At 67.8% G+C, this 26138-nt stretch carries 21 protein-coding genes; 10 read left to right on the forward strand and 11 right to left on the reverse strand.

What is annotated here, in order from left to right; genetic code table 11:
- The first annotated feature begins 2 nt into the window (after window positions 1-2).
- A complete protein-coding gene (locus tag H0X91_RS26350) occupies window positions 3-1976 on the forward strand; it encodes an FkbM family methyltransferase (RefSeq protein ID WP_196433488.1) in 1974 nt (657 codons plus the stop codon).
- Window positions 1977-2034: 58 nt separating this feature from the next.
- Here the strand turns inward: H0X91_RS26350 and H0X91_RS26355 are convergent, their stop codons facing one another.
- The 3 genes from H0X91_RS26355 to H0X91_RS26365 all read right to left on the reverse strand — a co-directional run bounded on the left by H0X91_RS26355 (window position 2035) and on the right by H0X91_RS26365 (window position 5255).
- Window positions 2035-2451 carry a hypothetical protein gene (locus tag H0X91_RS26355; RefSeq protein WP_034178316.1) on the reverse strand — a complete coding sequence of 139 codons (417 nt, stop codon included), beginning with the start codon at window positions 2449-2451 and terminating at the stop codon, window positions 2035-2037.
- 73 nt (window positions 2452-2524) lie between these two features.
- Window positions 2525-3328: an EAL domain-containing protein gene (locus H0X91_RS26360; protein WP_058903511.1), complete on the reverse strand. Its 804-nt coding sequence runs from the start codon at window positions 3326-3328 to the stop codon at window positions 2525-2527.
- 784 nt (window positions 3329-4112) lie between these two features.
- The gene (locus H0X91_RS26365) at window positions 4113-5255 is read right to left on the reverse strand and encodes a DUF2827 domain-containing protein (protein WP_196433489.1); all 1143 of its coding nucleotides are present in this window, start codon (window positions 5253-5255) and stop codon (window positions 4113-4115) included.
- A 400-nt stretch (window positions 5256-5655) separates the two neighbouring features.
- Between H0X91_RS26365 and H0X91_RS26370 the strand changes: the two genes are divergently transcribed.
- Entirely contained in the window at window positions 5656-6978 is a 1323-nt protein-coding gene (locus H0X91_RS26370; RefSeq protein WP_060264405.1) for a galactosyl transferase GMA12/MNN10 domain protein, read from the forward strand.
- Window positions 6979-7065: 87 nt separating this feature from the next.
- Here H0X91_RS26370 and H0X91_RS26375 read toward each other — a convergent pair whose 3' ends face one another.
- The 6 genes from H0X91_RS26375 to H0X91_RS26400 all read right to left on the reverse strand — a co-directional run bounded on the left by H0X91_RS26375 (window position 7066) and on the right by H0X91_RS26400 (window position 15414).
- Complete coding sequence (locus H0X91_RS26375) at window positions 7066-9180, reverse strand: phosphocholine-specific phospholipase C (protein WP_196433490.1); 2115 nt, start codon at window positions 9178-9180, stop codon at window positions 7066-7068.
- Window positions 9181-9222: 42 nt separating this feature from the next.
- Complete coding sequence (locus H0X91_RS26380; RefSeq protein WP_006483229.1) at window positions 9223-9426, reverse strand: hypothetical protein; 204 nt, start codon at window positions 9424-9426, stop codon at window positions 9223-9225.
- A gap of 331 nt (window positions 9427-9757) precedes the next feature.
- Window positions 9758-11752 carry an acetyl/propionyl/methylcrotonyl-CoA carboxylase subunit alpha gene (locus H0X91_RS26385; RefSeq protein WP_196433491.1) on the reverse strand — a complete coding sequence of 665 codons (1995 nt, stop codon included), beginning with the start codon at window positions 11750-11752 and terminating at the stop codon, window positions 9758-9760.
- A gap of 36 nt (window positions 11753-11788) precedes the next feature.
- Window positions 11789-12574: an enoyl-CoA hydratase/isomerase family protein gene (locus H0X91_RS26390; protein WP_006483238.1), complete on the reverse strand. Its 786-nt coding sequence runs from the start codon at window positions 12572-12574 to the stop codon at window positions 11789-11791.
- A 19-nt stretch (window positions 12575-12593) separates the two neighbouring features.
- Entirely contained in the window at window positions 12594-14201 is a 1608-nt protein-coding gene (locus tag H0X91_RS26395; RefSeq protein WP_006483237.1) for a carboxyl transferase domain-containing protein, read from the reverse strand.
- Window positions 14202-14232: 31 nt separating this feature from the next.
- Entirely contained in the window at window positions 14233-15414 is a 1182-nt protein-coding gene (locus tag H0X91_RS26400) for an isovaleryl-CoA dehydrogenase (protein WP_006480547.1), read from the reverse strand.
- 170 nt (window positions 15415-15584) lie between these two features.
- Between H0X91_RS26400 and H0X91_RS26405 the strand changes: the two genes are divergently transcribed.
- The gene (locus H0X91_RS26405) at window positions 15585-16331 is read left to right on the forward strand and encodes a TetR/AcrR family transcriptional regulator (RefSeq protein WP_006493419.1); all 747 of its coding nucleotides are present in this window, start codon (window positions 15585-15587) and stop codon (window positions 16329-16331) included.
- A 72-nt stretch (window positions 16332-16403) separates the two neighbouring features.
- Here the strand turns inward: H0X91_RS26405 and H0X91_RS26410 are convergent, their stop codons facing one another.
- Complete coding sequence (locus tag H0X91_RS26410) at window positions 16404-16892, reverse strand: MarR family winged helix-turn-helix transcriptional regulator (RefSeq protein ID WP_006483226.1); 489 nt, start codon at window positions 16890-16892, stop codon at window positions 16404-16406.
- 201 nt (window positions 16893-17093) lie between these two features.
- Here H0X91_RS26410 and H0X91_RS26415 point away from each other — a divergent pair, with 201 nt between their 5' ends.
- Window positions 17094-18173 (forward strand): aromatic ring-hydroxylating dioxygenase subunit alpha, encoded by a 1080-nt coding sequence (locus H0X91_RS26415; RefSeq protein WP_196433492.1) that lies wholly within the window; start codon window positions 17094-17096, stop codon window positions 18171-18173.
- Window positions 18170-19135, forward strand: a complete 966-nt coding sequence (locus H0X91_RS26420; protein WP_062910313.1) for a PDR/VanB family oxidoreductase — start codon at window positions 18170-18172, stop codon at window positions 19133-19135. The genes H0X91_RS26415 and H0X91_RS26420 overlap by 4 nt, the downstream gene beginning before the upstream one ends.
- 174 nt (window positions 19136-19309) lie before the next feature.
- On the opposite strand, the gene H0X91_RS26425 is transcribed toward H0X91_RS26420, so the two are convergent.
- Window positions 19310-19756, reverse strand: a complete 447-nt coding sequence (locus tag H0X91_RS26425; protein ID WP_034203292.1) for a hypothetical protein — start codon at window positions 19754-19756, stop codon at window positions 19310-19312.
- A 400-nt stretch (window positions 19757-20156) separates the two neighbouring features.
- Here H0X91_RS26425 and H0X91_RS26430 point away from each other — a divergent pair, with 400 nt between their 5' ends.
- The 5 genes from H0X91_RS26430 to H0X91_RS26450 all read left to right on the forward strand — a co-directional run bounded on the left by H0X91_RS26430 (window position 20157) and on the right by H0X91_RS26450 (window position 26123).
- Window positions 20157-22325, forward strand: a complete 2169-nt coding sequence (locus H0X91_RS26430) for a TonB-dependent siderophore receptor (protein ID WP_196433493.1) — start codon at window positions 20157-20159, stop codon at window positions 22323-22325.
- Window positions 22326-22568: 243 nt separating this feature from the next.
- Window positions 22569-23360 carry a thiosulfate dehydrogenase gene (gene tetH, locus H0X91_RS26435; RefSeq protein WP_196433494.1) on the forward strand — a complete coding sequence of 264 codons (792 nt, stop codon included), beginning with the start codon at window positions 22569-22571 and terminating at the stop codon, window positions 23358-23360.
- A gap of 8 nt (window positions 23361-23368) precedes the next feature.
- Window positions 23369-24436 carry a molybdate ABC transporter substrate-binding protein gene (locus tag H0X91_RS26440; RefSeq protein ID WP_196433495.1) on the forward strand — a complete coding sequence of 356 codons (1068 nt, stop codon included), beginning with the start codon at window positions 23369-23371 and terminating at the stop codon, window positions 24434-24436.
- Between the two features lie 53 nt (window positions 24437-24489).
- Entirely contained in the window at window positions 24490-25188 is a 699-nt protein-coding gene (locus tag H0X91_RS26445; protein ID WP_196433496.1) for a c-type cytochrome, read from the forward strand.
- Window positions 25185-26123 (forward strand): c-type cytochrome, encoded by a 939-nt coding sequence (locus H0X91_RS26450; RefSeq protein WP_058903520.1) that lies wholly within the window; start codon window positions 25185-25187, stop codon window positions 26121-26123. Before H0X91_RS26445 ends, H0X91_RS26450 begins: the two co-directional genes overlap by 4 nt.
- Window positions 26124-26138 lie beyond the last annotated feature (15 nt).

The raw sequence follows: 26138 nt of genomic DNA on the forward strand, positions 1-26138 counted from the left end.
CCATGAATCAGACCGTCCGCAATTTCGTCGTGATCGATTCGATCCACGGCCCGTTCGTCATCAACCGGCACTGCGCATTGCAGGCCGAGGCGCTGATCAAGACCGGCCGGCCGCATATCCAGGGCGAACTCGACACGATCCTGCACGTGATCGATCAGTTGCCCGACGGCGCCATCGCCGTGGACGGCGGCGCGAACGCGGGGCTCGTCTGCGTGCCCGTCGCGCACCGGCTGCGCGAGCGCGGCGGCCGCGTCTATGCGTTCGAGCCGCAGCGCACGCTGTTTCACGCACTCGGCGGCACCGTCGCGCTCAACCAGCTCGGCAATCTCCATCTGCTGAACATGGGGCTGGCCGCCGCCAACGGCACGATGAAGGTGCCCGATGTCGACTACGGGCAGGCTGCCGACTTCGGACAGGTCTCGCTCGTCGACGCGCAAGCGTCGGGCGGCACGCCGACGCCGGTCGTCCGGCTCGATTCGCTCGGCCTGCCGCGGCTGGATTTCCTGAAACTCGACATCGAAGGAATGGAGATCGATGCGCTGCGCGGCGCACGGCAGTTGATCGAGGCGCATCTGCCGTGGTGCTGGATCGAATACTGGAAAGTCGGCGAGGCGCCGATCATCGACACGTTCGCCGGTCTCGACTACACGTTCTACCGGATCGACGGGCTGAACCTGCTGTGCGTGCCGAACCCGCGTTGGGACCGGCAGCGCCTGTTCATCACGGGCGAACCGCTCGCCGTCGGCGCGACGGCCGAACACGGCGCGGCGCCAGCGACGGCCGCGGTCGCCGATGCCGACGCGCCCGAAACGGACTGGAACCGCGCGCTCGAGCATGAATCGCGCGGTGAGTGGGGGCATGCGATCGACCGCTGGCGGCGCGCACGCGGCCGCGGGCTCGACGACGAGGCGATCGCGCTGCAGCTCGCGTCATGCTATGGCTTTGCCGGCATGCCCGAAGCCGGGCTTGCGGCGCTCGACCCGTTCGGCGATCCGGCCGCGCTGCCCGACGCGGCGCGCGGGCGCATCCAGCTGGCGCGCTCGGCGCTGCTGCTGCGTGCCGGCCGACGCGACGAGGCCGCACGCGCCACCATCGACAGCGAAAACGTATTGACGGCCGCGCAATTCGGGTTGGCGACGGAGCGGCTTTACCAGGGCCAGCCGCTGCACGGCAAGCGGCTGCTCGTCCTCAGCTACGGCGGTGTCGGCGATCAGCTTCAGTACGCGCGCTATCTGCATGCGCTCGACGCGTTCGGCTGCGCCGGCGTGACCGTGGTCGTCCCCGACGCGCTGACGGGCCTGCTGCGCCAGACGTTCCCGCGCATCGAATTCGTCGGCGCGCACGGCGCGTGGGTCGACACGTCGCATCTCGCCCACGACTACTGGTGTTCGTTCCTGGTGCTCGCCGCGCAGTTCGGTTACGCGCCGGCGCCGGAAGGCGTGCCGGCGCCCTACCTGACGTGCCCGCCCGCGCATGCGGCCACGTGGCGCGAGCGTGTGTCGCACGACGGCCATGCGCCCGGCACGCGCCGCATCGGGCTGAACTGGCGCGGTCGCGACGAAAGCGATGCACGCTTCCATCGCGCGGCCAGCCTGCGCGATTTCGCGCCGTTCGCGCGAATGCGCGGCTACGCCGCGTACTGTCTCAATCGCGACCTGTCCGCGCAATCCGAACAATCGGACCTGCCGGTCACCTTCCCGCATCGGGCCATCGGCGACTTCAGCGATCTGGCCGCGCTGATGCTCGCGATGGACGCGGTGGTGACGACCTGCACCGCGCACATCCATCTCGCCGGCGCACTCGGCGTGCCGGCCGTGCTGCTGCTCAGCCCGAAAGCGGACGCACGCTGGGAAACCGGCTCGCGCACCGCGCTCTACCCCGGCATCCGGATCGTGCGCGCCGCGCACGTCGGTCGATGGGACGATGCGATCGACCGCGCGATGGCGCTGGTGCTTGGCGGTTTCGGGAAGGATTGAGGTTCGACGGGCCGCACGAGCGGGCCGCAGCACCGGGCTCGCTCGCGCGCCGGTTGCATTACACCAGCACCCGGTCGCCGCTTTGCGCGGCGAATGCGCGGCCATGCCGCCGCCCCATGCGCGCGAGCAGCGCGAAACAACGGGCTGCCGGCCGGCCTGCACCGCCCGATTGCCGGACGAGGCTGTCGGATACGCCGCGCGCGATCGCCGACTCGTCGCCGCACGCGCCGGCGATGACGCCCGCGTAGTAGTGCCGGGCCGCCAGCTCGCGGCCGCCCGCGTCGAGCGGGCTCATCCGCTGAATGCGGCGCGCGACGATCGTCAGGCCGTCGAGATAGGGTGCGACGTCGATCGGCGCATCGGTCGATTCGGCGCCCAGTTGCCACAGCATGTCCGCCAGTTCGGCGAGCGCGACCAGGTCGCGCACGTCGGTCGCCTGCGTGCCCGTTCCGCCTCCGGCTTTCGTTCCCGCCATGCCCACGCCCCTTTGCGATTCGTCCCCACCGCCGACACGCATCCCGCGCGCGCCGCCCTGCCCGTTGCCGCGATCACGCGGCGGCCGGCGACCGCCATGAAAAGCGGATGCCCTGCGCCCACGCGACGCCGGCATCCATGATGATCTGCCGGTCGATTTCGCTTTCCACGCCTTCCACGACGACGTGCCGCGCCCCTTCATGCGCGAACGCGATCAGCCGGCGGAACTGGTAGCGCCCGATCGCGTTGCGCTTGATCAACGACAGGACCGACCGGTCCAGTTTCACGATGTCGGGATTGCCGACCACCAGGTTGTTCAACGCGCTGAACCCGACGCCGAAATCGTCGATCGCGATCCGGCAGCCGGCCTGCCGGAAGCGGTTCACGAACGACCGGCCGGCGACGGGGTTCAGCGGCCCCGTCTCCGTGATCTCGATCACCAGCCGCGCCGCCACCGACGGCTCGCGCTCGAGCCGCCTGAAAATCGCCAGCCACGCGTCGTCGACCACCGCGCTCGCCGCCGCGACGTTGCAACCGTACACGGCTCCCGGATCGGCGCGCAGCGCGTCGATCGTGCGGCCGACCACCAACCGGTCGAACCAGCGCATCAGCCCGAGCGCTTCGAGGCGCGGCAGGAAGGCGAGCGGCGGCAACGCATCGCGCTCGCCCCACCGCAGCCGCGCCAGGCATTCCCGGTACAGCACGCCGCCCGACAGGTCGGCGCGGCACACGGGTTCGTGCGCGAAGCCGAGCCGGCTTTCGACGAAACTGCGTACCGACGCAAGGTCGGGATGATCGTCGGGCGCGCCGAACACGAGATCGATTTCATCGCGATTCGCTTTCCGATTCGCCTCCTGGCGAGCTTCGACCGCATTCATCCGGCGCTCCGGCAAATGGCGAGCCGCCGATCACGGCTCGACCTCAACACATATGCGGAACGAGCCAACCTCGACGCACTCCGCCGCCTACCCGGCCCATCCTGTCATGTCGATTTTTTCCGGGGAGCGTACTGTTCGCTTCGGCGCGCCGTCAAATTCGATATTTTTACGATATTCGATTACTTGAAATACACCACGCGTGCGCGATGCCGACAGTGCGACAGGTTACACAACGCGAATTACAAAACCCCAAAATCCGGATCGTTTATCTTTTTTGCCTAAACAGTTTTATCCGAATCGGCTTTACCCGAATTTGCTCGTCGCGCGAATCGGGGCGCCGCCAATTGATCAGATAAATACCGTGCCTCGAGGTGCCGACCGTGCTTGATATGCCGAGTCGAAACACCGGCTTCCGCCCATGCGGCGCCCCGCAGAAAACCCGCTGCGGCGCGCCATTCGATCGTCGCAGCATTCAATTTTCATGTTTCAAACGATATTATGAAGTTTCGAAACGGAATCAAGTGCCGGTCAATCAATAATACCAACTTCAATTATATGAAGATTATCAATTGAAACATCTTTAACAATCTTGAAGACTTGTTAACCTATAAACTCTTTTTTGACGGACTTCCCTCGGAGCCGTCAATTTCGTGCCTTCGAAAACCGTCGAACTCATCGGGTTCGGCGGTTTCTTTTTTAACGGCAGGATTTCGTCAGACATGAGGGCGGGACAAACCCGACGGCGGAAGGCGGCGCCTCGAACGTGCGCCGCGGAAAATCGGCGTCAGGCAGCCGGCGCGCCGATCAGGTTCGCGAGCAGCGCGTCGTACTCGGCGACGAGCGCCGGATTCGCCGACGTGTAACGGCCGAGGATCTCGCGCTGACGCCGCGTGTACGCTTGCCAGTCGTCGTCGTGCGTATGCAGCGCGCGCAGCAGCGCGTCGGCGCCCTGCTGCACGTCGTTGTCCGGATAGTAGTAGCCGAGATCGGGCGCGAGGCTCGCGTTGTGCACGAGCGGATAGCCCTGCCAGCACACGTCGAAATAGAAATAGTTCAGCGGGTTCGACCATTGGTGCGACACGACGATATCGGTCAGGTCGGCCAGGAACAGCGGCGTATCGAAACGCCCGACGAAGCTCGCCTTGCCCGCGCGCACGATGTCCAGGTAGTTCATCAGCATCACGAACTCGGGGCTGTCGTGCGCGAGGCGATCGGCATTCGTCACGTGCGTGAAGCAGATCGCGTCGGGGTCGCGGCGATACGCTTCGTCGATGATCAGCATCGGATACACGCAGAACTTCACGACGTTGTGGTTCGGCTCCATCACCGTGAGCCGCTTGCCCGGCTCGCTGCGCGGCCGGTATTCGCCCTGCTCGGGCAGCGACCGCGCGCGTTCGGTCAGGAACATCGGATCCCACACGAACGGCACCACGCGCCCCGGGCAGCGTCGCAGCGACTGCAGGAACGGCAGCGACGACGGTGCGATCTGCGGAATCGCCCACACCTCGTCGTAGCCGCGGTTGATGAACAGCGAATCCCACAGCCGGCGGCCGAACAGCATCGACTCCATCGCGTTGATGTACTCGACGCCGCAGCAATAGCTGACCAGCTTCACGCCGCGGGCCTTCAGGTAGGCCGTCTGCTCGCCGTCGATCTGCCCGCCCAGCTCGATCACCACGTCGAGCGCGTCCTTCATGTCGGCGAACGCGCGCGTGTCGTACGCGCTGCGGTCCCATGGCAGCGCATCGGTGAGCGGCACGTCGGTCGTGTTGACCAGCGTCACGCGGTAGCCGTACGGCGACGCCATCAGCAGTTTCGCGAGGAACAGCGCGTTCTGCTTGATGCCGTTGATCCACAGGCTTTCGTCGGGGGCACGCAATCCGATCGTGATACCGATGCGCAGGCCGGTCAGGACAGGAGACGTCATCGTCGGCGGGATGGAAGGTTGAACGGGGAATGGCGCAGTGTAGCGCGCGAAGCGCCGCCCGCGTCAAGCGGCGGCAACCCGGCATTCTAGCGGAGCACCGGCCGCACACTGTCAGGGATGGTCAGCGCCCGCTCCCGCCGTGCCAATCCGTTCGACCGTTATGCGATACTCGTGCCGCCCGGCGGCCGGTTTGCCCGGGACATTCGAGCGGGCGCCGCACGACCTCGCCGCACCACGATCAGAACAGGGCACACCGAATGGAATACGATGCCGCGCCAGTCTTCCAGACCATCCACGACGAACCGGGGCGGCGCTCGCCGCAACCCGTATCCGGATCGGGTGCCGCGCTGAAGCGCACTGCGCGGATCGTGTGCATGCGTCCCGGCGTCCGGAGCGCACGATGATCGTCGTCAGTCATTTCAGCCAGCCCGCGCCCGCGAGTCTCGAGAATCACCGCTGGTACGCGCAGGTGCACGGCTATCGCCACGAGATCGTCGACGCCTGCGGCATGCCGCAGGCGCTGCCGTTGCGACCGCTGCATCGCTACGAATCGCTGCTTCACGTGCTGCGCGGCGCGCAACCCGGCGAACTCGTGCTGCTGCTCAGCGAAGACGCGGCGATCATCCAACCCGTCGCGCTCGATCGTCTGATGGCGGGGCGCGATACGCTGTTCGTCGACGCGTTCGCGTCGCCGCTGCCGCAAGTCGACGTGCAGATCTGGCGCAACACGCCGGACGTGCGGGCGATCGTGATGCGGCTCGTGCAGCGCTGCAAGCTCGGCAGCGAGCCGAGGCTGACGTCGGAAGCCGCGCTGTTCGCGGATCTCGATACGCACGGCTACATGACGCCGATCGACGGGCTGTACGCGGTCATGCCGTCCGGCCCCGACCTCGATCCGATGTGGAGCCGCGAACCGACGTTCGCGATCAGCATCGACGACACGCCGCGCGATCCCGAACGCAAAGGCGCGACGCCGCGCTTTCGCGACACGCTCGTCGCCTACGTCAATCGCTGCCGCGCCGCCGGCCGGCCGATGTTCTCGTTCGATCACGATGCGGCGGTCACGCCGGACGAACGCGCCGAGCGCACCACGTACCACCCCGGCCGGCCGATCGCGTTGATGATGCTGTACACGCCGAACATCGGCAGCTATGCACGCGTCGCCGAACGGAATTTCCGGCGCTACTGCGATGCGCACGGCTACACGCTCTACGTGCATCGCGACATTCCCGCCGAGATCGGGCTGAACGCGACCGGCAACTGGTTCAAGCCGTGGTTGCTGCACGCGTACCTGCAGCACCACGAATGGGTCGTGTGGCTCGATGCCGACGTGCTGATCGCGAACCAGCAGCAACCGCTGGAACCGCTGCTCGCAGGGCGCGACTGGCTGCTCGCGCAGGATATCGGCCAGTGGGCGTTCAATTCGGGCGTGATGGCGTTTCGCCGTACCGAACGCAACGACGCGATGCTGCGCGACCTGATGACGGCGATCGCCGCGCTGCACGACCGCTCGAGCGTCTATGCGAGCGACGGCGACCAGCTGCATTTCATTCGCGCGATGGAGCGCGACGGGCAGTTGCACGGCGAAGGCGTGACCGACCTCGTGAGCCTCAACACACCCTGGCTGTTTCGCCGTGCGGACAGCTACGTCGTGCATTACTACGGCATGTGGTCCGCGATGCGGGCGCTGATGATGGCGCACGACGACGGGCTGCTGCCCTGACGCTTCCGCCGCGACATCATCGATTGGCAAACGCGACGGGCCGGCCGGTTGCAACCGGCCGGCCCGTCGTCGCATCGGTTACCGTCGTCAGATCGCCGTGATCGTCGGCGCGACGGCCGCCGGGTCGGTGATGCTGGCCTTGCCGGTCTCGACGTGCCCCGCGATGCGGCGCGTCCAGCCGGCATTGCCCGCCACCGCGAACTGCAGGTCGTACCAGTGGCTGCTGCACGACAGGTCCCAGTGCGCTTCGATACGCTGCCCGGCCGGAACCGTCAGCGTGCGCGCCGCGCCGCCATACGCGACATCGGTCGCCGTGACCGTGAGCGGGCTCGTGCCCGCATTGGCGATCGTCACGTACACGTCGCCGTTCGCGGTGTCGTAGCACGGTGTGATTTCAGGCTTGGCCGCGGCATCCGCCGCCGCCGAACCCGCGAAGCGCCGGAAATAGCCGTTCGGCCCCCACACGCTCACCAGGTAGTTGCCGTTCGCATCGAGCGCCCACGTATCGGTCAGTTGCTTGCCCGCTTCGACCGTATAGCGGCGCGGCATCGCGGTGGGGTCGCCCGTATAGACCCAGAAGTGCGCGCCCTGCGTGCCGGTATTCGCGAACGTCAGCGCATACCGTTGTGCCTGGAGTTGGCCGGTGACATGCAACTCGTACGGCAGCGCGCGCGCCGGCCGCGTGCCCGGTTCCTGCGCGGTCACGACCTGCTGCGCGGTGCTGGCCGGCGCGGTCTGCGACGACGCGCGCGAGCATTGCAGGTCGGCCTGCGCGACATACGCCTGCGTGTTCGGCAGGGTCGGCAGCGTCGCATCCGATTTCGAGAAGTCGAGCGCCGACGTCAGGTCGCCGCAGATCGCGCGGCGCCACGGCGAGATGTTGGTCTCCACCACGCCGAAGCGCTTCTCGATGAATTGCAGCACCGACGTGTGATCGAACACCTGCGAGCAGACGAAGCCGCCCTTCGACCACGGCGACACGACGAACATCGGCACGCGCGGACCGAGCCCGTACGGCAGATTGTCGGCCGAATAGGTACCGGCTTGCGTGGCGGTCACGACGTTGTGCCGCTCGAGCGACACGTCCACGGTGCTCATGCCCGAGCCCGGCAGCGTCGGCGCCGACGGCGGCACGACGTGGTCGAAGAAGCCGTCGTTCTCGTCGTACATGATCAGCAGGACGGTCTTGCTCCACACGTCCGGGTTGGACGTCAGCGCATCGAGGATCGTCGACAGGTAGTACGCGCCGTACAGCGGCGTGAACTTCGGATGCTCCGAATACGCGGCGGGCGGCAGCAGCCACGACACCTGCGGCAGCGCATTCGCCTGCACGTCGGCCTTCAGTTGCGTGATCGGACGCGTGCTCATCCCGCGCGTCTGCAGCGACGAACCGGCCGACGCATTCACGAAGTTGTTGAAGCACGCCAGCATGTTCGTGCCGTAGTTGCCGGTGAAGTTGTCGAATCCGGTGCCCTGCTGATAGATCTGCCACGAGATGCCGGCTTTTTCGAGGCGTTCCGGGTAGGTCGTCCAGCTGAAGGGCGGCAACTGGATCTTGTCGAACTGGTTGTCGATGTAGTCGGTGTTGTCGAGCAGCGGGCCGCCGCCGGTGCCGAGCGGATCGACCATGCCCGTCATCAGGTACATGCGGTTCGGGTGCGTGTTGCCCGGAATCGAGCAGAAGTAGTTGTCGCACACCGTGAACGCATCCGCGAGCGCGTAATGGAACGGGATGTCGTCGCGAACGTGATAGCCCATCGTCATGTTCGACTTCTGCACGGCCCACTGATCCGCGCGACCGTTGTCGATCGCGCCGTGCGTCGTCGCCCACGTGTGCGGCAGGCCGCCGATGCATTGCGCGTTGACGCCCGGGTTGGTCGTGTCGTAGCGAAACGGTGCGATCACGCTCGACTTGTCTTCCTGGCGCGGCTGGAACCACACCGGCTTGCCGTTCGGCAGCGTGACCGGGAAGCGGTCGTTGTAGCCGCGCACGCCGCTCAGGTGGCCGAGGTAGTGGTCGAACGAGCGGTTCTCCTGCATGAACACAACGATGTGCTGCACGTCCTGGATCGTGCCCGTCACGGTGTTCGGCTCGATCGCCAGCGCCTTGCGGATCGATTCCGGCAGCAGTGCGGTGGCGGCGGTCGCGCCGGCGAGGCCGGCCGAGAACTTCAGAAAATCGCGTCGCGAATGAGTGGCCATGCTGGTTGCTCTTGATGGGTTTTCTGGTGGAAACGGCCGGTATCAGGAAGCGGGCGACGAAGCAGGCGCGGTGAAGCCCGGCGGGCAGCGCATCTGCGCGGTGGCGACCACGGCGCCGCCGCACGCGGCCTTCTGCTGCGCGACGGGCGCGGCGGGTGCGGTCAGGTCGTCGTTGCAGGCGCCGAGCAGCGCGGTCAGCGCGATCAGGCCGACGACTGCGAAAGGCCGTAGGGCCGACGTTCGCATAACGGTTCTCCGTGAGGATGATGACGTGACGCGGACGCGAACCCCGCGCCGGTCATATCGACGCCGAGATGCTATGTTCGACTTGTTACACGACGGTGTCGAGTGGCGGGAAGATCGAGGGGCGTGCCGCGCGCGGCACGAAGAGAGATGGCAGGAACGACGAAGACCGTAAGTCGTTCGAAAGATTTTCGTTGGCCACGCGTACTGCTTCGCGTGTGCTCGATACCGCAGCCGTGCTGCCGCGACGACGAACACACGGCGAATCGCGACGCGCTTTCTTGCGGGCCGGCCGCCGCTGCAACCGGCCCGCGTATGGCAGCAACGCTGCCGATCAGCCTTCCGCCATCATCAGCAACTGCGCGCCGTCCGCGACCTGGTCGCCGACGCCGTACAACACTTCCGCGACGACGCCCGCGCTCGGCGCGCCGATCGTGTGCTCCATCTTCATCGCTTCCATCACGATCAGCGGCGTGCCCGCTTCGACCTTCTGGCCCGGCTCGACCAGCACCGCGATCACCTTGCCGGGCATCGGCGCGGTCAGGCGGCCGCCGCCCTGCTCCGCGTCGCCCGCATGCGCGAGCAGGTTGCGCCATTCGAACGTTTCGGCCGCGCCCTGCGTGAACACATGGAACGTGTCGCCGTCCGCATACACGCGGCCGCTGCTGCGCACGTCGCCAAGCGTCACGTCGAAATCGAGCGGCGTGGCGCCGCGCGTCCACGCGAACGGTTGCGCGGCCGCGTCGCCGATCGCGATGCGCGCGCCGGCGCCGTCGTCCTCGTACGTGACCGTCACGTCCGCTTCGCGATCGATTGCATGCCACTCGAGCGTGCGGCGATAGCCGCCGTTCAGCCGCCAGTCGGGCAGCGCGGCCCACGGCGATGCGGCCGGCGCCGCAGCGCGTTCGCGTGCCAGCAGCGCCGCGCAAGCGAGCGCGAGCGTCGCGCGCGGCGGCTGTCGCGGCGCGAACAGCGCATCGTGGTTGCGCTCGATCAGGCCGGTGTCGAGATCGGCCGTCGCGAACGGCTCGCACGCGACGATCCGCTGCAGGAATGCCGCGTTCGTATGCAGGCCGACCACTTCGCACGCGCGCAGCGCACGCAGCATCAACCCCAGCGCTTCCGCGCGGTCCGCGCCGTGGACGATCAGCTTCGCGATCATCGGATCGTAGAACGGCGTGATCGCATCGCCTTCGCGCACGCCGCTGTCGACGCGCACCGCCGCGCCGATGTCGAACTCGACGCCGGCCGGCAGCCGCAGATGCTTCAGCGTACCCGTCGACGGCAGGAAGCCGCGCGCCGGATTCTCCGCGTAAAGGCGCGCCTCGAGCGCATGGCCCCGCACGCGCAGTTCCTCCTGCTTCAGCGGCAGCGGCTCGCCGAACGCGACGCGCAGTTGCCATTCGACGAGATCGAGCCCCGTGACCATCTCGGTCACCGGATGCTCGACCTGCAGGCGCGTGTTCATTTCCATGAAGTAGAACGCATCGCCCGTCATGATGAATTCGACGGTGCCCGCGCCGACATAGCCGACCGCGCGCGCGGCCGCGACGGCCGCTTCGCCCATCGCCTGGCGCACGTCCTCATGCAGGCCCGGCGCCGGCGCTTCCTCGAGCACCTTCTGGTGACGGCGCTGCACCGAGCAGTCGCGATCGAACAGGTACACGGTATTGCGGAGCGTGTCGCCGAACACCTGCACTTCAACGTGGCGCGGGCGCGTCAGGTATTTCTCGATCAGCACACGATCGTTGCCGAAGCTGCTTGCCGCTTCGCGCTGGCACGATGCGAGCGCCGCGGGAAAGTCCTCGGAGCGCTCGACGACGCGCATCCCCTTGCCGCCACCGCCCGCGCTCGCCTTCAGCAGCACCGGGTAGCCGATCTCGTCGGCTTCGCGATGCAGGTTGGCCGCATCCTGGTCGTCGCCGTGATAGCCGGGCACGAGCGGCACGGCGGCCGCGTGCATCAGCGCCTTCGCGGCGGCCTTCGAGCCCATCGCCGCGATCGCGTCGACCGGCGGCCCGATGAACACGATGCCGGCCGCTTCGCATGCGTGCGCGAAATCCTCGTTCTCCGACAGAAAGCCGTAGCCGGGGTGAATCGCCTGCGCGCCGGTCGCACGCGCGGCGTCGATGATGCGCTCGATGCGCAGGTAGCTGTCTGCCGCGGCCGAACCGCCGATGTGCACGGCCTCGTCGCATGCGGCCACGTGTTTCGCGTTCGCATCCGCGTCGGAATAGACGGCGACGCTCGCGATCCCGAGACGTTTGCACGTCGCGGCGACGCGGCACGCGATTTCGCCGCGGTTGGCGATCAGAATCTTGTCGAACATGGCTTCGATGTCGTCCGGAAGGTTGAGGTCACGCGATCATTCACGCCACGACGGCGTACGCTTTTCGAGGAAGGACGCGATCCCTTCGCGCGCTTCCGCGCCGGCGCGGGTCTTCGCGATCCAGTCGGCGGTCTGCTCGATCAGCGTCGCATCGAGCGCGCGGCCGGCCACGTCGGCGACGAGCCGCTTGCACGCCTTCACCGCGTCGGGGCCGTTCGCGACCAGCGTCGCCGCCAGCTTCGCGACCGTTTCGTCGAGCGCGTCGGCCGGCACCGCATCGTGAATGAAGCCGAGCGACGCCGCACGCGCGCTGTCGAACACTTCGGCCGTCGTGAAATAGCGGCGCGCCGCGCGCTCGCCCATCGCACGCACGACGTACGGCGCGATCGTCGCGGGAATCAGCCCGAGCCGCGCTTCCGACAGGCAGAATTTCACGCCGTCGGCGGCGATCGCGATGTCGGCCGCCGCGACGAGGCCCACGCCGCCCGCATACGCATCGCCATGCACGCGCGCGATCACCGGCTTGCCGCAGCGATGGATCGCTTCGAGCATCCGCGCGAGCTTGCGCGCATCGGCGCGGTTCTCGTCGTCCGAGTAACCGGCCATCTTCTTCATCCAGTTCAGGTCCGCGCCCGCGCAGAATGCCGCACCTTCCGCGGCGAGCACGACCGCGCGCACGCCTTCGTGCGCGTCGAGCCATTCGAACGCGGTGGTCAGCTCGGCGATCGTCGTCTCGTTGAACGCATTGCGCACGTCGGGACGCGCGAGCGTGACGGTCGCCACGCGGCCGGCTTCGCTTACCTTGATCGTTTCGTATCGCATCGGTCAGTCCTCCCGGGCGTTACATGCGGAACACGCCGAAGCGCGTGTCGTCGATCGGCGCGTTCATCGACGCGGCGAGGCCGAGCCCGAGCACGTCGCGCGTCTGCGCGGGGTCGATCACGCCGTCGTCCCACAGCCGCGCGCTCGCGTAATACGGATGGCCCTGGCGTTCGTACTGGTCGCGGATCGGCTGCTTGAATGCTTCCTCTTCTTCCGGCGACCATGCGCCGCCCTTCGCCTCGATGCCGTCGCGGCGCACGGTCGCGAGCACCGACGCGGCCTGCTCGCCGCCCATCACGGAGATGCGCGCGTTCGGCCACATCCACAGGAAACGCGGGCCGAACGCGCGACCGCACATCCCGTAGTTGCCGGCGCCGAACGAGCCGCCGATGATCACCGTGAACTTCGGCACCTTCGCGTTCGACACGGCGGTCACCATCTTCGCGCCATGCCGCGCGATGCCTTCGTTCTCGTACTTGCGCCCGACCATGAAGCCCGTGATGTTCTGCAGGAACACGAGCGGAATCTTGCGCTGGCAGCACAGCTCGATGAAATGCGCGCCCTTCACGGCCGATTCGGAGAACAGGATGCCGTTGTTCGCGACGATCCCGACCGGATGGCCCCAGATGTGCGCGAAACCGGTGACGAGCGTCGTGCCGTAGCGCGCCTTGAATTCGTCGAACTCCGAATCGTCGACGATGCGCGCGATCACCTCGCGCACGTCGAACGGCTTGCGCGTATCGACCGGAATCACGCCGTACAGGCTCTTCGCGTCGTAACGCGGCGGCTTCGGCTCGCGCAGCGCGACCGGCGGCGCGATCTTCGGCGCGAGGTGACTGACGATGTTGCGCGCGATCGACAGCGCATGCGCGTCGTTCTGCGCGAGATGGTCGGCCACGCCCGACAGGCGCGTATGCACGTCGCCACCGCCGAGATCCTCGGCGCTCACTTCCTCGCCGGTCGCGGCCTTCACGAGCGGCGGCCCGCCGAGGAAAATCGTGCCCTGGTCCTTCACGATGATCGATTCGTCGCTCATCGCCGGCACGTAGGCGCCGCCGGCCGTGCACGAGCCCATCACGACGGCGATCTGCGCGACCCCCGCGGCCGACATCGTCGCCTGGTTGAAGAAAATGCGCCCGAAGTGATCGCGATCGGGAAACACGTCGTCCTGGTTGGGCAGGTTCGCGCCGCCCGAATCGACGAGATACACGCACGGCAGCCGGTTTTCCGCGGCGATCTCCTGCGCGCGCACGTGCTTCTTCACGGTGATCGGGTAGTAGGTGCCGCCCTTGACCGTCGCGTCGTTGCACACGATCACGCATTCGCGGCCGGCGATGCGGCCGATCCCGGTGATCACGCCCGCGCCCGGCGCGTCGTCGTTGTACATGCCGTTCGCCGCGAGCTGCGAGAACTCGAGGAACGGCGCACCCGGATCGAGCAGTTGCGCGATGCGGTCGCGCGGCAGCAGCTTGCCGCGCGACAGGTGCTTGTCGCGCGCGGCCTGGCCGCCGCCCTGCGCGAGCTGTTCGATCTTCGCGCGCAGGTCGGCGACGACCGCCTCGAGCGCGGCGGCATTCGCGCGGAAGTCTTCCGAACGCGGGTTCAGTTTCGATTCGATGATCGGCATCGACAAGGCTCCGTTCGCGTGACGTGGGGCGTTACATCGTTTCCGCGAACAGCTCGCGGCCGATCAGCATCCGGCGGATCTCGCTCGTGCCGGCGCCGATCTCGTACAGCTTCGCATCGCGCCACAGGCGGCCGACCGGATATTCGTTGATGTAGCCGTTGCCGCCGAGGATCTGGATCGCCTCGCCGGCCATCCACGTCGCCTTCTCGGCCGTGTAGAGGATCACGCCCGCGCAGTCCTTGCGCACCTGGCGAATGTGGTCGCTGCCCGCCGAGTCGAGGTGGCGGCCCACTGCATACAGGTATGCGCGGCACGCCTGGAACGTGGTGTACATGTCGGCGACCTTGCCCTGGATCAGCTGGAATTCGCCGATCGCCTGGCCGAACTGCTTGCGGTCGTGGATATACGGCACCACGGCGTCGAGGCACGCGGCCATGATGCCCGTCGGGCCGCCCGACAGCACCGCACGCTCGTAGTCGAGGCCGCTCATCAGCACCTTCACGCCGCCGTTGAGCTGGCCGAGGATGTTCTCTTCCGGCACTTCGACGTCCTGGAACACCAGCTCGCCCGTGTGCGAGCCGCGCATGCCGAGCTTGTCGAGCTTCTGCGCGACCGAGAAGCCCTTCATCCCCTTCTCGACGATGAATGCGGTGATGCCGCGCGGGCCGGCTTCGATATCGGTCTTCGCGTAGACGACCAGCGTGTCGCAATCGGGGCCGTTGGTGATCCACATCTTCGTGCCGTTCAGCACGTAGCGGTCGCCGCGCTTGTCCGCCCGCAGCTTCATGCTGACGACGTCGGAGCCGGCGTTCGGCTCGCTCATCGCGAGCGCGCCGATGTGTTCGCCCGACACGAGCTTCGGCAGGTATTTCTGCTTTTGCGCTTCGGTGCCGTTGCGATGGATCTGGTTCACGCACAGGTTCGAATGCGCGCCGTACGACAGGCCGATCGACGCCGACGCGCGCGAGATCTCTTCCATCGCGACCATGTGCGCGGTGTAGCCCATGTTCGCGCCGCCGTATTCCTCGGAGACGGTCATGCCGAGCACGCCGAGATCGCCGAACTTCTTCCACAGATCCATCGGAAACTGGTCGGTGCGGTCGACCTCCGCCGCGCGCGGCGTGATTTCCTTCGCCGCAAACGTCGCGACGGCGTCGCGCAGCATCTCGATGTCTTCACCGAGCATGAATTGCACGCCGGGCAGGTTGATCATGTCTCCTCCGTCTCCAGAAAGTGTGTCGCACTCACCGATTTCTGAGTTTCGCTCAAATCGAATGAATACGCCTATTCATTGACCAATACAGCGGAAATTTTGCACAGTTTCGCGCTTCGCCGGGCTCGGCGTCAATAGTTTTTTGAGTGATACTCAGATATAATGCGAGCATGACAGCCGCTCCCGCCGACACCATGACCGCCACCGCCAAAGCCGACCGCGCCGATGCGCCGCGCGCACCCGCCGGGCGCAAATCCCAGCAGCGCGTGCAGGACATCCTGCGCGCCGGCCGTGACGTGTTCGCCGAAAAAGGTTACGAGCATGCGACTGCCGCCGAAATCGCGCAGCGCGTGGGGGTGTCGGAGGCGACGGTGTTCAGCTATTTCCGCGGCAAGCGCGAGCTGTGCGCGCGCGTGATCGCGGACTGGTACGACGAAATCATCGCCGCGTTCGAACACGGGATGCCACGGGAGGCATCGGTGCAGCAGCAGTTCGCGTTCATCGTGCGCACCCACCTGCGGCTGATGCTCGTGAACGGCACGGGGCTGTGCGCGCTGGTGCTGTCGGAAGGCCGCGCGAAACAGCACGCACTGAGCGACGAGCTCACCGCGCTGCAGCGCCGCTACACGGCGCCGCTGATGGACGTGCTCGCACGCGGCCAGGCGGCCGGGCAAGTTCGCGCGGATCTGCCGCTGAGCCTGTTGCGCTCGATGGTGTTCGGGCCGATGGAGCACGTGCTGTGGGATGCGATCCTCGGGCACCGCAAGCTCGATACGGAAACGACGGCCACGCAGCTGATCGACATGCTGTGGGCCGCCGTGCAGCCGCCGGCGCCGGAACAGGCGGCGCTCGTGCGCTTCAGGAACGAAGTGGCCGAAGCCGTGCGGCGGCTGGAAGGGCAAGCGTCACGCGGGTGACGCCGGTGGGCGGCACGCCCGCTGCCCCGCCGCGGCTTCTCTGCAGTCGGGCGGAGCACCGGTGCGCAGCCGCTACGAATCCTCGCTGACCCGCAGCGGCGCGCGGCTCTGCTCGTTGTTCAAATGCACGAACTTGCGCAACAGGCGCATCAGTTCCTGCGAATCGTCGTCGCCCATCCCGTCGAACAGCCCGGCCCGCAACTCCGTCACCGACGGAATCAAGTGGGTGAGCAGCTCGACGCCCGCCGGCGTCAACAGCAGGCGCCGCTGACGCCGCGGCAGCACTTCGCGCACGATCAATCCCTTCGCTTCGAGCCGCACCGCGAGATCGGCCGTGGTCGACGTGTCGAGCGCCACCCGCTGCGCGAGCGTCACCTGATCGAGCCCCGGATTCTCGTACAGCATCCGCAGCACCGCGTACTGCACGGGCGTCACGTCCCGGCCCAGCTTCTCGTAGAACATCGCGACCGCGATCTGGTGCGCGCGCCGGATCAGGTGTCCGGGTTCGTCGTACAGGTCGATCGGGAAAGCCGGCAGGTCGGCGGGAGTCGTTTTTTCCATGAATGAGTCGATCACATAGGCGGTGCGCGCCGGTTGCGCGCGCCGTCGGCATGGCGCTGCCTCGCGCCATTTCGCGGGAAAACCAGTATACCGCTCGCCTTGTTTCCGCCAATCTCAATGAGTACACTGAATCTCATTCAGTACACGGAATGAAGATCGGGCCGCATCCCCGGCGGCACCGTCCCGAAGGAGACAAGGAACATGTTTCTCAAGAACGCGTGGTACGTGGCGTGCACGCCTGACGAGATCGACGGCAAGCCGCTGGGCCGCAAGATCTGCAACGAATCGATGGTGCTTTACCGCGCGACGGACGGCCAGGTCGCGGCGCTCGAGGATTTCTGCCCGCACCGCGGCGCGCCGCTGTCGCTCGGCTTCGTGCGCGACGGCGTGCTCGTGTGCGGCTATCACGGGCTCGAAATGGGCTGCAACGGCAAGACGGCCGGCATGCCGGGCCAGCGCGTCGGCGGTTTCCCGTCGATCCGCAGCTTCCCGGCGGTCGAGCGGTACGGCTTCGTGTGGGTCTGGCCGGGCGATGCGTCCGAAGCCGATCCCGCCAAACTGCCGGCGCTGGCCTGGGCCGAGGATCCGGCCTGGGCGCACGGCGGCGGCCTGTATCACATCCGCTGCGACTACCGGCTGATGGTCGACAACCTGATGGACCTTACGCACGAGACCTATGTGCATGCGTCGAGCATCGGCCAGAAGGAAATCGACGAAGCGCTGCCGAAGACGACGAGCCACGGCGACGAAGTCGTCACGAGCCGCTTCATGGAGAACGTGATGCCGCCGCCGTTCTGGCGGATGGCGCTGCGCGGCAACGGGCTCGCCGACGACGTGCCGGTCGACCGCTGGCAGATCTGCCGCTTCACGCCGCCGAGCCACGTGATGATCGAAGTGGGCGTCGCGCATGCCGGCCACGGCGGCTACGATGCGCCGGCGGACAAGAAGGCGTCGTCGATCGTGGTCGACTTCATCACGCCCGAGACCGACACGTCGATCTGGTACTTCTGGGGGATGGCGCGCAACTTCCGGCCCGACGATCGCGCGCTGACCGCCGAGATCCGCGAAGGCCAGGGCAAGATCTTCGCGGAGGATCTCGAGATGCTCGAGCGACAGCAGCGCAATCTCGAGCAGTGGCCCGAACGCACGCTCCTCAAGCTCAACATCGACGCCGGCGGCGTGCTGTCGCGCAAGGTGATCGACCGGCTGCTCGCGGAAGAAAACGCGGCGCGCCCGCAGCGGCCCGTGATTCCGGTCGCGCACGCCCGGGAGGCGTCATGAGCGACGCGACATTGACGGTCCGGGTCGCACGCAAGTGGCACGAAGCGCGCGACATCTGCGGCTTCGAACTGGTCAGCGATGACGGCTCGCCATTGCCGCGCTTCGACGCCGGCGCGCATATCGACGTGCATCTGCCGGGCGGGCTCGTGCGCCAGTACTCGCTGTGCAACCACCCGGAGCAGCGCGATCGCTATCAGATCGCGGTGCTGCGCGAGGCCGACGGCCGCGGCGGGTCGCGCGCGATTCACGACGAAGTCCGGCAAGGCGATACCGTGCGAATCGGCATGCCGCGCAATCAATTCCCGCTCGCGTCCGATGCGCCGCACCATCTGTTGCTCGCCGGCGGGATCGGCGTCACGCCAATTCTGAGCATGGCCGAACGGCTGTGCTCGGCCGGCATCCCGTTCGACATGCACTACTGCGCGCGTTCGGCCGATCGCATGGCCTTCGTCGAGCGGATCAACGCGGCCGGGTTTCGCGATCGCGTCCGCTTCCACGTCGACGACGGCGATCCCGCGCAACGCTTCGATCTCTCTACCGTGCTGGCGGGTGCGCCCGACGGCACGCATCTGTACGTATGCGGCCCGCGCGGCTTCATGGATGCGGTGCTGAACGCCGCACGCGAGCGCGGCTGGGGAGAAACGCGGCTGCACTACGAGTTCTTCGGCGGCGCGGTCGTGTCGTCCGGCGCCGATCGCGCATTCCAGGTGCGGATCGCGAGCAGCGGCAAGGTGATCGACGTGCCGGCCGAATGCACGGTGATCGCGGCGCTGGCGGCGCACGGCGTCGACGTGCTGACGTCGTGCGAGCAAGGCGTGTGCGGCACGTGCGTGACCCGCGTGCTCGAAGGCGAACCCGATCATCGCGACGCGTATCTGACCGACGACGAAAAAGCAGCCGGCGACCAGTTCATGCCGTGCTGCTCGCGATCGCGAACCGACCTGCTGGTACTCGATCTGTAGATCCGCGGGCGGGCCGCCCGGCACGCGGCGGCCAATCACCATACTGGAAACGATCGATGGCCCATCCTGCCCGGCCATCAATCAAAAGATCGCGCCCGGCGCGTGATCGAGCGGTTGCTGCTGCAGCCCGAGCGGGCTCGACCCTCGCACGCCGGCCCCCGCCCATCGCTCAGCTCAATCGGCGAGCCGGCAATGCGACAGCTTCAGCCCCGGCAGCACCGGCGCATCGATATAGCCTTCGTTCACGCAACTGAAGCGGAACGCCGCCGACGTGACGAACGGCTTGATCTCGCCGCCGGGAAATTTCGGCTTCAACGCGTCCTGGTCGGCCACGTCGAAATGCGTGTCGAACTGCTCGCCGTCGGCCGTCAGCGCGCCGAAGTACGTGCCGCCCGGGTCGCCGCCCATCCGGATCACGGCGCCGACGAACGCGAGGCGCTTGCCGTCGTACTTCGTCTTCGCGGCGGCCATGTCCTGCGTGTAGGCCTCGATCACGGCGCCGTAATGCGCGTCGATCGCGGGTTCGGCGGCCGAGGCCGCGCAAGCGGCCGGGTGGACGGCCGCCAGTAGCGTGCAGGCCGCGAGCGCGGCCGCCGCGAACGGCGCGGAAATCTTCTTCAAGGGTAGTCTCCCGTCTAGCGTGGTGGTTGAAGTCATCGAAGCCCGGCGCAACGCCGGTTGAATTCGCTTCCGTTGCTTTAATCGTTCGAATGGCGGTACACGGCTGCGATCACTTCATCGCCCGCACGCTCGCGCGCGGTGCGTGGCGTCGCGCGAAACGCGACGTGACAGGAAGATGACATGGTGCGGCCCCCGGCTCTCTCGTTGAATTTCACTGCGTCTGATTTTGGCCGCTACGGTAGCAGACGGCCGACGGGCCGGCAACCGAGCGCCGCACGTGGCCGGCCATCCCATTACAATTGCAAATGATTCTCATTACATATATCATGCGCACCCTGGTCGCCACGCAATGCCGCGGCCCGCAACACGATCCTTAGCATTCCTCTTCCTGCATCGATTCATGCCATCCCGTCGAACGCCCTGCCGCGCCCGGACCACACGTCCGTGGCGCACGCGCCTGCCTGCCCTGCTCACCCTGTGCGTCGCGAGCGGCGCGCATGCGGCCGGCGCCGAACCCGTTGCGCCCGCACCCGACGCCGCGTCGGCCGCCGAACACGCGCTCCCGGCGATCAACGTCAGCGCGTCGGCCGCCGTCGATCCAACCGTCGGCTACCAGCCGCGCACGACGAGCATCGCGGGCGGCGACGACCGCGCGCTGAAGGAAATTCCGCAGTCGGTCGCGGTGGTCAGCAGCAGCGTGATGCAGGACCAGCAGGCGCGTTCGCTCGACGACGTGCTCGGCAACATCAGCGGCGTCACGCAGACGAACACGCTCGGCGGCACGCGCGACGCATTCATCAAGCGTGGCTTCGGCTCGAACAACGACGGCTCGGTGCTGGTCGACGGCGTGCGCACGCCGGTGCTGCACAGCTATCTCGCGACGATCGATCGCGTCGAAGTGCTGAAGGGCCCGGCTTCGCTGCTGTACGGCATGCAGGACCCGGGCGGCGTGATCAACCTCGTCACGCGCAAGCCGGAAGACACGTTCGGCGGCTCGATCTCCGCGTCGCGCACGAGCCACGGCGGCAGCAACGCGCAGTTCGACCTCACGGGGCCGCTCGGCCGCCCGGGCCAGGTCGCGGGCGGCACGCTCGCCTTCCGGCTGACCGGCGAATACGACACGAGCCGCTACTGGCGCAGCTTCGGCCGCGAACGCAACGCGTTGATCGCGCCCGCGCTGTCGTGGCACGACGCGAACACGTCGATCGACGTCAGCTATCAGTACGTCGACTACACGATGCCGTTCGACCGCGGCACCGTGCTCGTGAACGGCCGGCCGGACGATGCGCTGCGCTATCGCCGCTACGAGGAGGCGTGGTCGCAAAGCAGCGGCATCCAGGAAACGCTGCGTACCCGCATCGAGCACCGCTTCTCGGATGCATGGCGCGTGCGCGCCACTTACGGCTGGGGCCGCGACCGCTACGATCAATTCATCACCCGCGCCACCGCGTTCAACAGCAGGACCGGCGCGCTGACGCGCTCGTCGGATGCGAACCTCGGGCGCAACGATTCCGACCAGATCGCGACGCTCGGCCTGCTCGGCAACGTGACGCTCGCGGGCATGCAGCACGCGATCTACGTCGGCGGCGAATACGAGCGGCAGCGCAGCTTCCGCGGCGACACGATCCGCGGCAAGGCCACGACGGGCTTCAATCTCTACGATCCCGTGTACGGGCTGCTCGCGCCGGGCGGCGTGCCGAACCCGAAGCAGAGCGATTCGCGCTCGGTCGTGCATGCGTATTCGACGATCGTGCAGGACTCGGTGAAGATCACCGACCGCCTCACCGCGGTAGGCGGGCTGCGCTGGGAGAACTGGCAGCAGGAATCGGGGATGGGCCGGCCGTTCGTGTTCGCCGACCGCTCGCGCGGCAGCGTCTGGCTGCCGCAGTTCGGGCTTGCGTATGCGCTCACGCCGGCGCTCACCGCCTATGCGAACGTGAGCCGCTCGTTCAAGCCGAACGTCGCGTCGAACGTCGCGGCGCCGCTCGCGCCGGAATACGGCCGCGTGCTCGAGGCCGGGCTGAAGTTCAGCCTGAAGCCCGCGATCACGGGCACGCTCGCCGTGTACCAGATCGACAAGCGCAACGTCGCGGTCACGGTCGACGACATCACGTCGACGATCGGCACCGCCCGCTCGCGCGGGATCGAGCTCGACGTCGCCGGGCAGATCACGCGCCACCTGAGCGTGATCGGCAGCTACGCGTACACGAACGCGAACGATCGCGACAGCAACACGCCGCTCGTCAACGTCGCGCGCCACACGGGGAGCCTGTTCGCGGTGTACGACACGGCCATCGCGAACCTGCCCGGGCGCTGGCGCTTCGGCGGCGGCGCGCGTCTCGTCGGCGCCCGCTCCAGCGACACCGCGAACAGCTTCACGCTGCCCGGCTACGTGAGCGTCGACGCGTTCGCGGCGTACGAAACGACGATCGGCAAGTTCCCGACCCGCTTCCAGCTCAACGTGAAGAACCTGCTCGACAAGACCTACTATCCGTCGAGCAACAACAACCTGATCGTCGCGGTCGGCGAGCCGCGGCTCGTCACGCTGACGACGACGGTATCGTTCTGACGTCCGCGCGCGGCCGACGCCGGCGCAGCAGCCGTCGGTCGCGCAACGCCTGCCGCCTTCACGTCGCCGCGCAACGCGGCGGCGCCCGCCTCGCGGTCAATCATCGGGCCCCCGAATAGCTCCCATCCGATATCGCGATTTCCGGTATCGATCGCGCGCCCCTAGACTGGCTACGCGATGGCGACGCAGCGCTGCGGCACGGCGATGCAGCTCGCCCCCACAAAAACGATCTGGGAGAGCTCGATGTCCGACCGGCATGCGCGCCGTGACGCACTCAAGACACTCGGCCTCGCGGCCGGCACCGCCCTGCTCGCGGCGACGCGCCCCGCGCACGCCGCGGCGCCCGACACCGGCACGCTGCTGCCCGGCGGCGCCGCGCGCCTCGCCGACCTCACGCGCCGCCTCGCGGCAACCCCGCGACGGCGCGACTTCAAGGCGGTGCCGATGATCCTCGAGCGCCCCGACCAGTGGGACCACGCGGCGCTCACCGAAGTCATCGGCTATCGCGGCGGCCCGAAGCAGGTGTGGGACAACACCGAGCTCGGCGGCCCGTGGCTGAACCTGATGCGCAATTCGCTGAACGCGCAGATCTGGTCGTACGGCCATCCGGATTTCCTCGTCGTGTCGGCCACTCACGGCAGCGCGCATCTCGCGCTGTTCGATCGGATCGCGTGGGACAAATACGGCCTCGCGAAATTCGCCGGCGCCGCGTTCCCGACCAACACGCTGCTCGACGCCAAGCCGGCGCAAGCGAAAGGCGCACAGGGCCACGAACTACCGGACGGCGCATTCTCGTCGCATGACAACGGCATCGCCGCGCTGCAGCAGCGTGGCGTCGTGTTCCTGTCGTGCCACAACGCGATCTGGGAACTCGCGGAACGGCTCGACGGCGCGAATGCGAACCCGGACAAGCTGCCGCTCGACGCACTCGCGGCCGACCTGACCAACCACGTGATTCCGTCCGCGATCGTCACGCCGGGCGCGGTCGGCACGCTGCCCGAGTTGCAGCAGGCCGGTTTCACGTACGCGAAATGAGCACCGCGATGACCTCGATCCAGATGGAACCGCCCCGGCAATCGCCCACGGCGCGCCGCCGCCCGCGCACGCCGCGCGCCGTGCTGGCCGCGTGGCTGTGCTGCGCCTCGGCGCTTGCGCTCGCCGCCCCCGCCGACACCGATGCACGCCTCTTTCCGCCGTGGCAGGACGGCCGCAACAACGACGCGATCCATCGCGGCCTCGAATTCACGGTGCCGCAAGTCGACGTGCTCGCCGATTTCCACGGCGACCTCACCGCGCCGAAGCTCGTGCTGTACGTCGGCGGCAATTACTTCTTCGCGATGGCACCGCTCGTCGCGAAGTTCGAGGCAGACCATCCCGAGTATCGCGGCCGCATCTACTGGGAAACGATTCCGCCCGGCCTGCTCGTCAAGCAGATCCACGCGGGCGGCACGATCACCGTCGGCAACATGACGTGGACGGTCAAGCCCGACGCGTATTTCGCGGGGCTCGGCAAGATCAACGACCTGATCGCGGACGGCACGCTCGCGGGCCCGGCCGTGCCGTACGTGACGAACCAGCTGACGATCATGGTGCGCGCCGGCAATCCGAAACGCATCGCGACGCTCGGCGATCTCGCGCGGCCCGACGTGGCGCTCGCGATGCCGAACCCGGCCTTCGAAGGCGTCGCGCGGCAGATCCGTGCGTCGCTCGTGAAAGCCGGCGGCGACGCGCTCGCACGCGCCGTCTACGACGACAAGGTGCGCGCCGGCACGGCCGAGCTCACGCATATCCACCATCGGGAAACGGCGCTGTTCCTGATGCAGGGCCGCGCGGACGCGGGTGTGCTGTGGCAGTCCGAAGCGGCGTTCCAGGAACAGGTCGGGCATCCGCTGATGCACGTCGACATTCCGGCCGAGCAGAATACGACGGCGATCTACGCGGGCGCGATGGTGAAGGACGCGCCGCACCCGGAAGCGGCGCGTGCATGGCTCGCGTTCATCCGGTCGCCCGAAGCGTTCGGGATTTTCCGGCGCTACGGCTTCGGCCGATATGATGCGAACCAGCCGACGCCGCATCTCGCGCCGGCGAAGGACGTGCCTGCCGCAAGCTGACGGTCCGGCCGCTGCACGGCGCGCGCGCCACATACACAACAAGGAGGGGACACGTGAACGACAGGGTCGCTATACGGCGAGAACCATCGCGACGCCGGTTCGCACCGCTGCTGCTCGCCGCGGCCGCGCTGCTGGCCGGCCACGCGCATGCGGACGACGCGGCGTCCGGCAAGACGATCGCGACACAAGGCACGGCGACGGGCGTCGCCGCCTGCATCGGCTGCCACGGCAGCCAGGGCGAAGGCAACGCGGCGGCCGGCTTCCCGCGCCTCGCGGGCGCAAACGCCGCGTACCTGTCCGCGCAGCTCGCCGCGTTCGCGGACGGCAGCCGCCGGAATCCGGTCATGCAGCCGCTCTCGAAACTGCTGTCGCCGCGCGAGCGCGACGCGGTCTCCGCGTACTTCGCAAGCCTGCCCGCGCCGGCCGGCGTCTTCACCCCCGACGACGCGTCGATCGATCCGGCGAACACCGGCGCGTGGCTCGCGACGCGCGGGCGCTGGTCGCAGGGCCTGCCCGCGTGCGCGCAATGCCACGGCCCCGGCGGCCTCGGCGTCGGCACCGCGTTTCCGCCGCTCGCGGGGCAGCCGGCCGCGTATCTCGCCGGCCAGTTGCACGGCTGGCAACACGGCACGCGGCCGCCCGGGCCGATGGGATTGATGCCGATGATCGCTGGCAAGCTGTCCGACGCCGACATCGACGCGGTGGCCGCCTACTATGCACGCGGCGGCGCCGCGCAAGGAGACAAGCGATGACCGATCGCACGACGCTGATCCGCCGCGCCCGCACGGCGCTGCTCGGCGCGGCGTGGCTGCCCGCGCTCGCGTTCGGGGCGACACCGCAGGACGCACCGGCCGCCGCTTCCGCACCCCCGCCCGCGCCCGCCGCCGCGCCGGCGGCGAAACCGTTCACGCCGCCGCCCGAATCCGCGATCCCCGCCGACGACTTCGGCAAGACCGTCAGGCTCGGCGAGCAGATCTTCCTGCACACGCCCGAGTTCGCGGGCAAGTACGTCGGCAACAAGCTGACCTGCGCGAGCTGCCATCTCGATGCGGGCCGCCGGCCCGATTCGAGCCCGATGTGGGCCGCTTACCTGCTGTATCCGGCGTACCGCGCCAAGAACGGCCACGTGAACACGTTCGCCGAGCGCCTGCAGGGCTGCTTCCGCTACAGCATGAACGGCAAGGCGCCGCCGGCCGGCGATCCGATCCTGGTCGCGCTCGAAACCTATTCGTACTGGCTCGCGAAGGGTGCGCCGGTCGGCACGAAGCTGCCGGGCCAGGGGTTCCCGAAACTGCCACCGCCGGCGCAGAAGGCCGACTACGCACGCGGCGCGGCCGTCTACACGCAGCACTGCGCGCTGTGCCACGGCGCGGACGGCCAGGGCCAGTCGAGCGGCGGCAAACCGGTGTTCCCGGCGCTGTGGGGCGCGCGCTCGTTCAACTGGGGCGCGGGGATGGGCGACATCCGCAACGCGGCCGGCTTCATCAAGGCCAACATGCCGCTCGGGCTCGGCGGCACGCTGACCGATCAGGAAGCGTGGGACGTGGCAACCTTCATGGACAGCCACGAACGCCCGCAGGACCCGCGCTTCACGGGTTCCGTGCAGGACACGCGCGCGAAGTTCCACGATTCACCCGACTCGATGTATGGGCGCAGCGTGAACGGGCGCGTGCTCGGCGCGCCCTGACGATCAGGCCGCGCC

Origin of the sequence: Burkholderia sp. 9777_1386, from assembly GCF_015712265.1 — a bacterium.
Classification (GTDB): Bacteria; Pseudomonadota; Gammaproteobacteria; order Burkholderiales; family Burkholderiaceae; genus Burkholderia; species Burkholderia cenocepacia.

Excerpts from the sequence above, each read along its gene's own strand:
- H0X91_RS26350 (WP_196433488.1), top strand. The coding sequence starts at position 3 with ATGAATCAGACCGTCCGCAATTTCGTCGTGATCGATTCGATCCACGGC.
- H0X91_RS26355 (WP_034178316.1), bottom strand. The coding sequence starts at position 2,451 with ATGGCGGGAACGAAAGCCGGAGGCGGAACGGGCACGCAGGCGACCGAC.
- H0X91_RS26360 (WP_058903511.1), bottom strand. The coding sequence starts at position 3,328 with ATGAATGCGGTCGAAGCTCGCCAGGAGGCGAATCGGAAAGCGAATCGC.
- H0X91_RS26365 (WP_196433489.1), bottom strand. The coding sequence starts at position 5,255 with ATGACGTCTCCTGTCCTGACCGGCCTGCGCATCGGTATCACGATCGGA.
- H0X91_RS26370 (WP_060264405.1), top strand. The coding sequence starts at position 5,656 with ATGATCGTCGTCAGTCATTTCAGCCAGCCCGCGCCCGCGAGTCTCGAG.
- H0X91_RS26375 (WP_196433490.1), bottom strand. The coding sequence starts at position 9,180 with ATGGCCACTCATTCGCGACGCGATTTTCTGAAGTTCTCGGCCGGCCTC.
- H0X91_RS26380 (WP_006483229.1), bottom strand. The coding sequence starts at position 9,426 with ATGCGAACGTCGGCCCTACGGCCTTTCGCAGTCGTCGGCCTGATCGCG.
- H0X91_RS26385 (WP_196433491.1), bottom strand. The coding sequence starts at position 11,752 with ATGTTCGACAAGATTCTGATCGCCAACCGCGGCGAAATCGCGTGCCGC.
- H0X91_RS26390 (WP_006483238.1), bottom strand. The coding sequence starts at position 12,574 with ATGCGATACGAAACGATCAAGGTAAGCGAAGCCGGCCGCGTGGCGACC.
- H0X91_RS26395 (WP_006483237.1), bottom strand. The coding sequence starts at position 14,201 with ATGCCGATCATCGAATCGAAACTGAACCCGCGTTCGGAAGACTTCCGC.
- H0X91_RS26400 (WP_006480547.1), bottom strand. The coding sequence starts at position 15,414 with ATGATCAACCTGCCCGGCGTGCAATTCATGCTCGGTGAAGACATCGAG.
- H0X91_RS26405 (WP_006493419.1), top strand. The coding sequence starts at position 15,585 with ATGACAGCCGCTCCCGCCGACACCATGACCGCCACCGCCAAAGCCGAC.
- H0X91_RS26410 (WP_006483226.1), bottom strand. The coding sequence starts at position 16,892 with ATGGAAAAAACGACTCCCGCCGACCTGCCGGCTTTCCCGATCGACCTG.
- H0X91_RS26415 (WP_196433492.1), top strand. The coding sequence starts at position 17,094 with ATGTTTCTCAAGAACGCGTGGTACGTGGCGTGCACGCCTGACGAGATC.
- H0X91_RS26420 (WP_062910313.1), top strand. The coding sequence starts at position 18,170 with ATGAGCGACGCGACATTGACGGTCCGGGTCGCACGCAAGTGGCACGAA.
- H0X91_RS26430 (WP_196433493.1), top strand. The coding sequence starts at position 20,157 with ATGCCATCCCGTCGAACGCCCTGCCGCGCCCGGACCACACGTCCGTGG.
- tetH (WP_196433494.1), top strand. The coding sequence starts at position 22,569 with ATGTCCGACCGGCATGCGCGCCGTGACGCACTCAAGACACTCGGCCTC.
- H0X91_RS26440 (WP_196433495.1), top strand. The coding sequence starts at position 23,369 with ATGACCTCGATCCAGATGGAACCGCCCCGGCAATCGCCCACGGCGCGC.
- H0X91_RS26450 (WP_058903520.1), top strand. The coding sequence starts at position 25,185 with ATGACCGATCGCACGACGCTGATCCGCCGCGCCCGCACGGCGCTGCTC.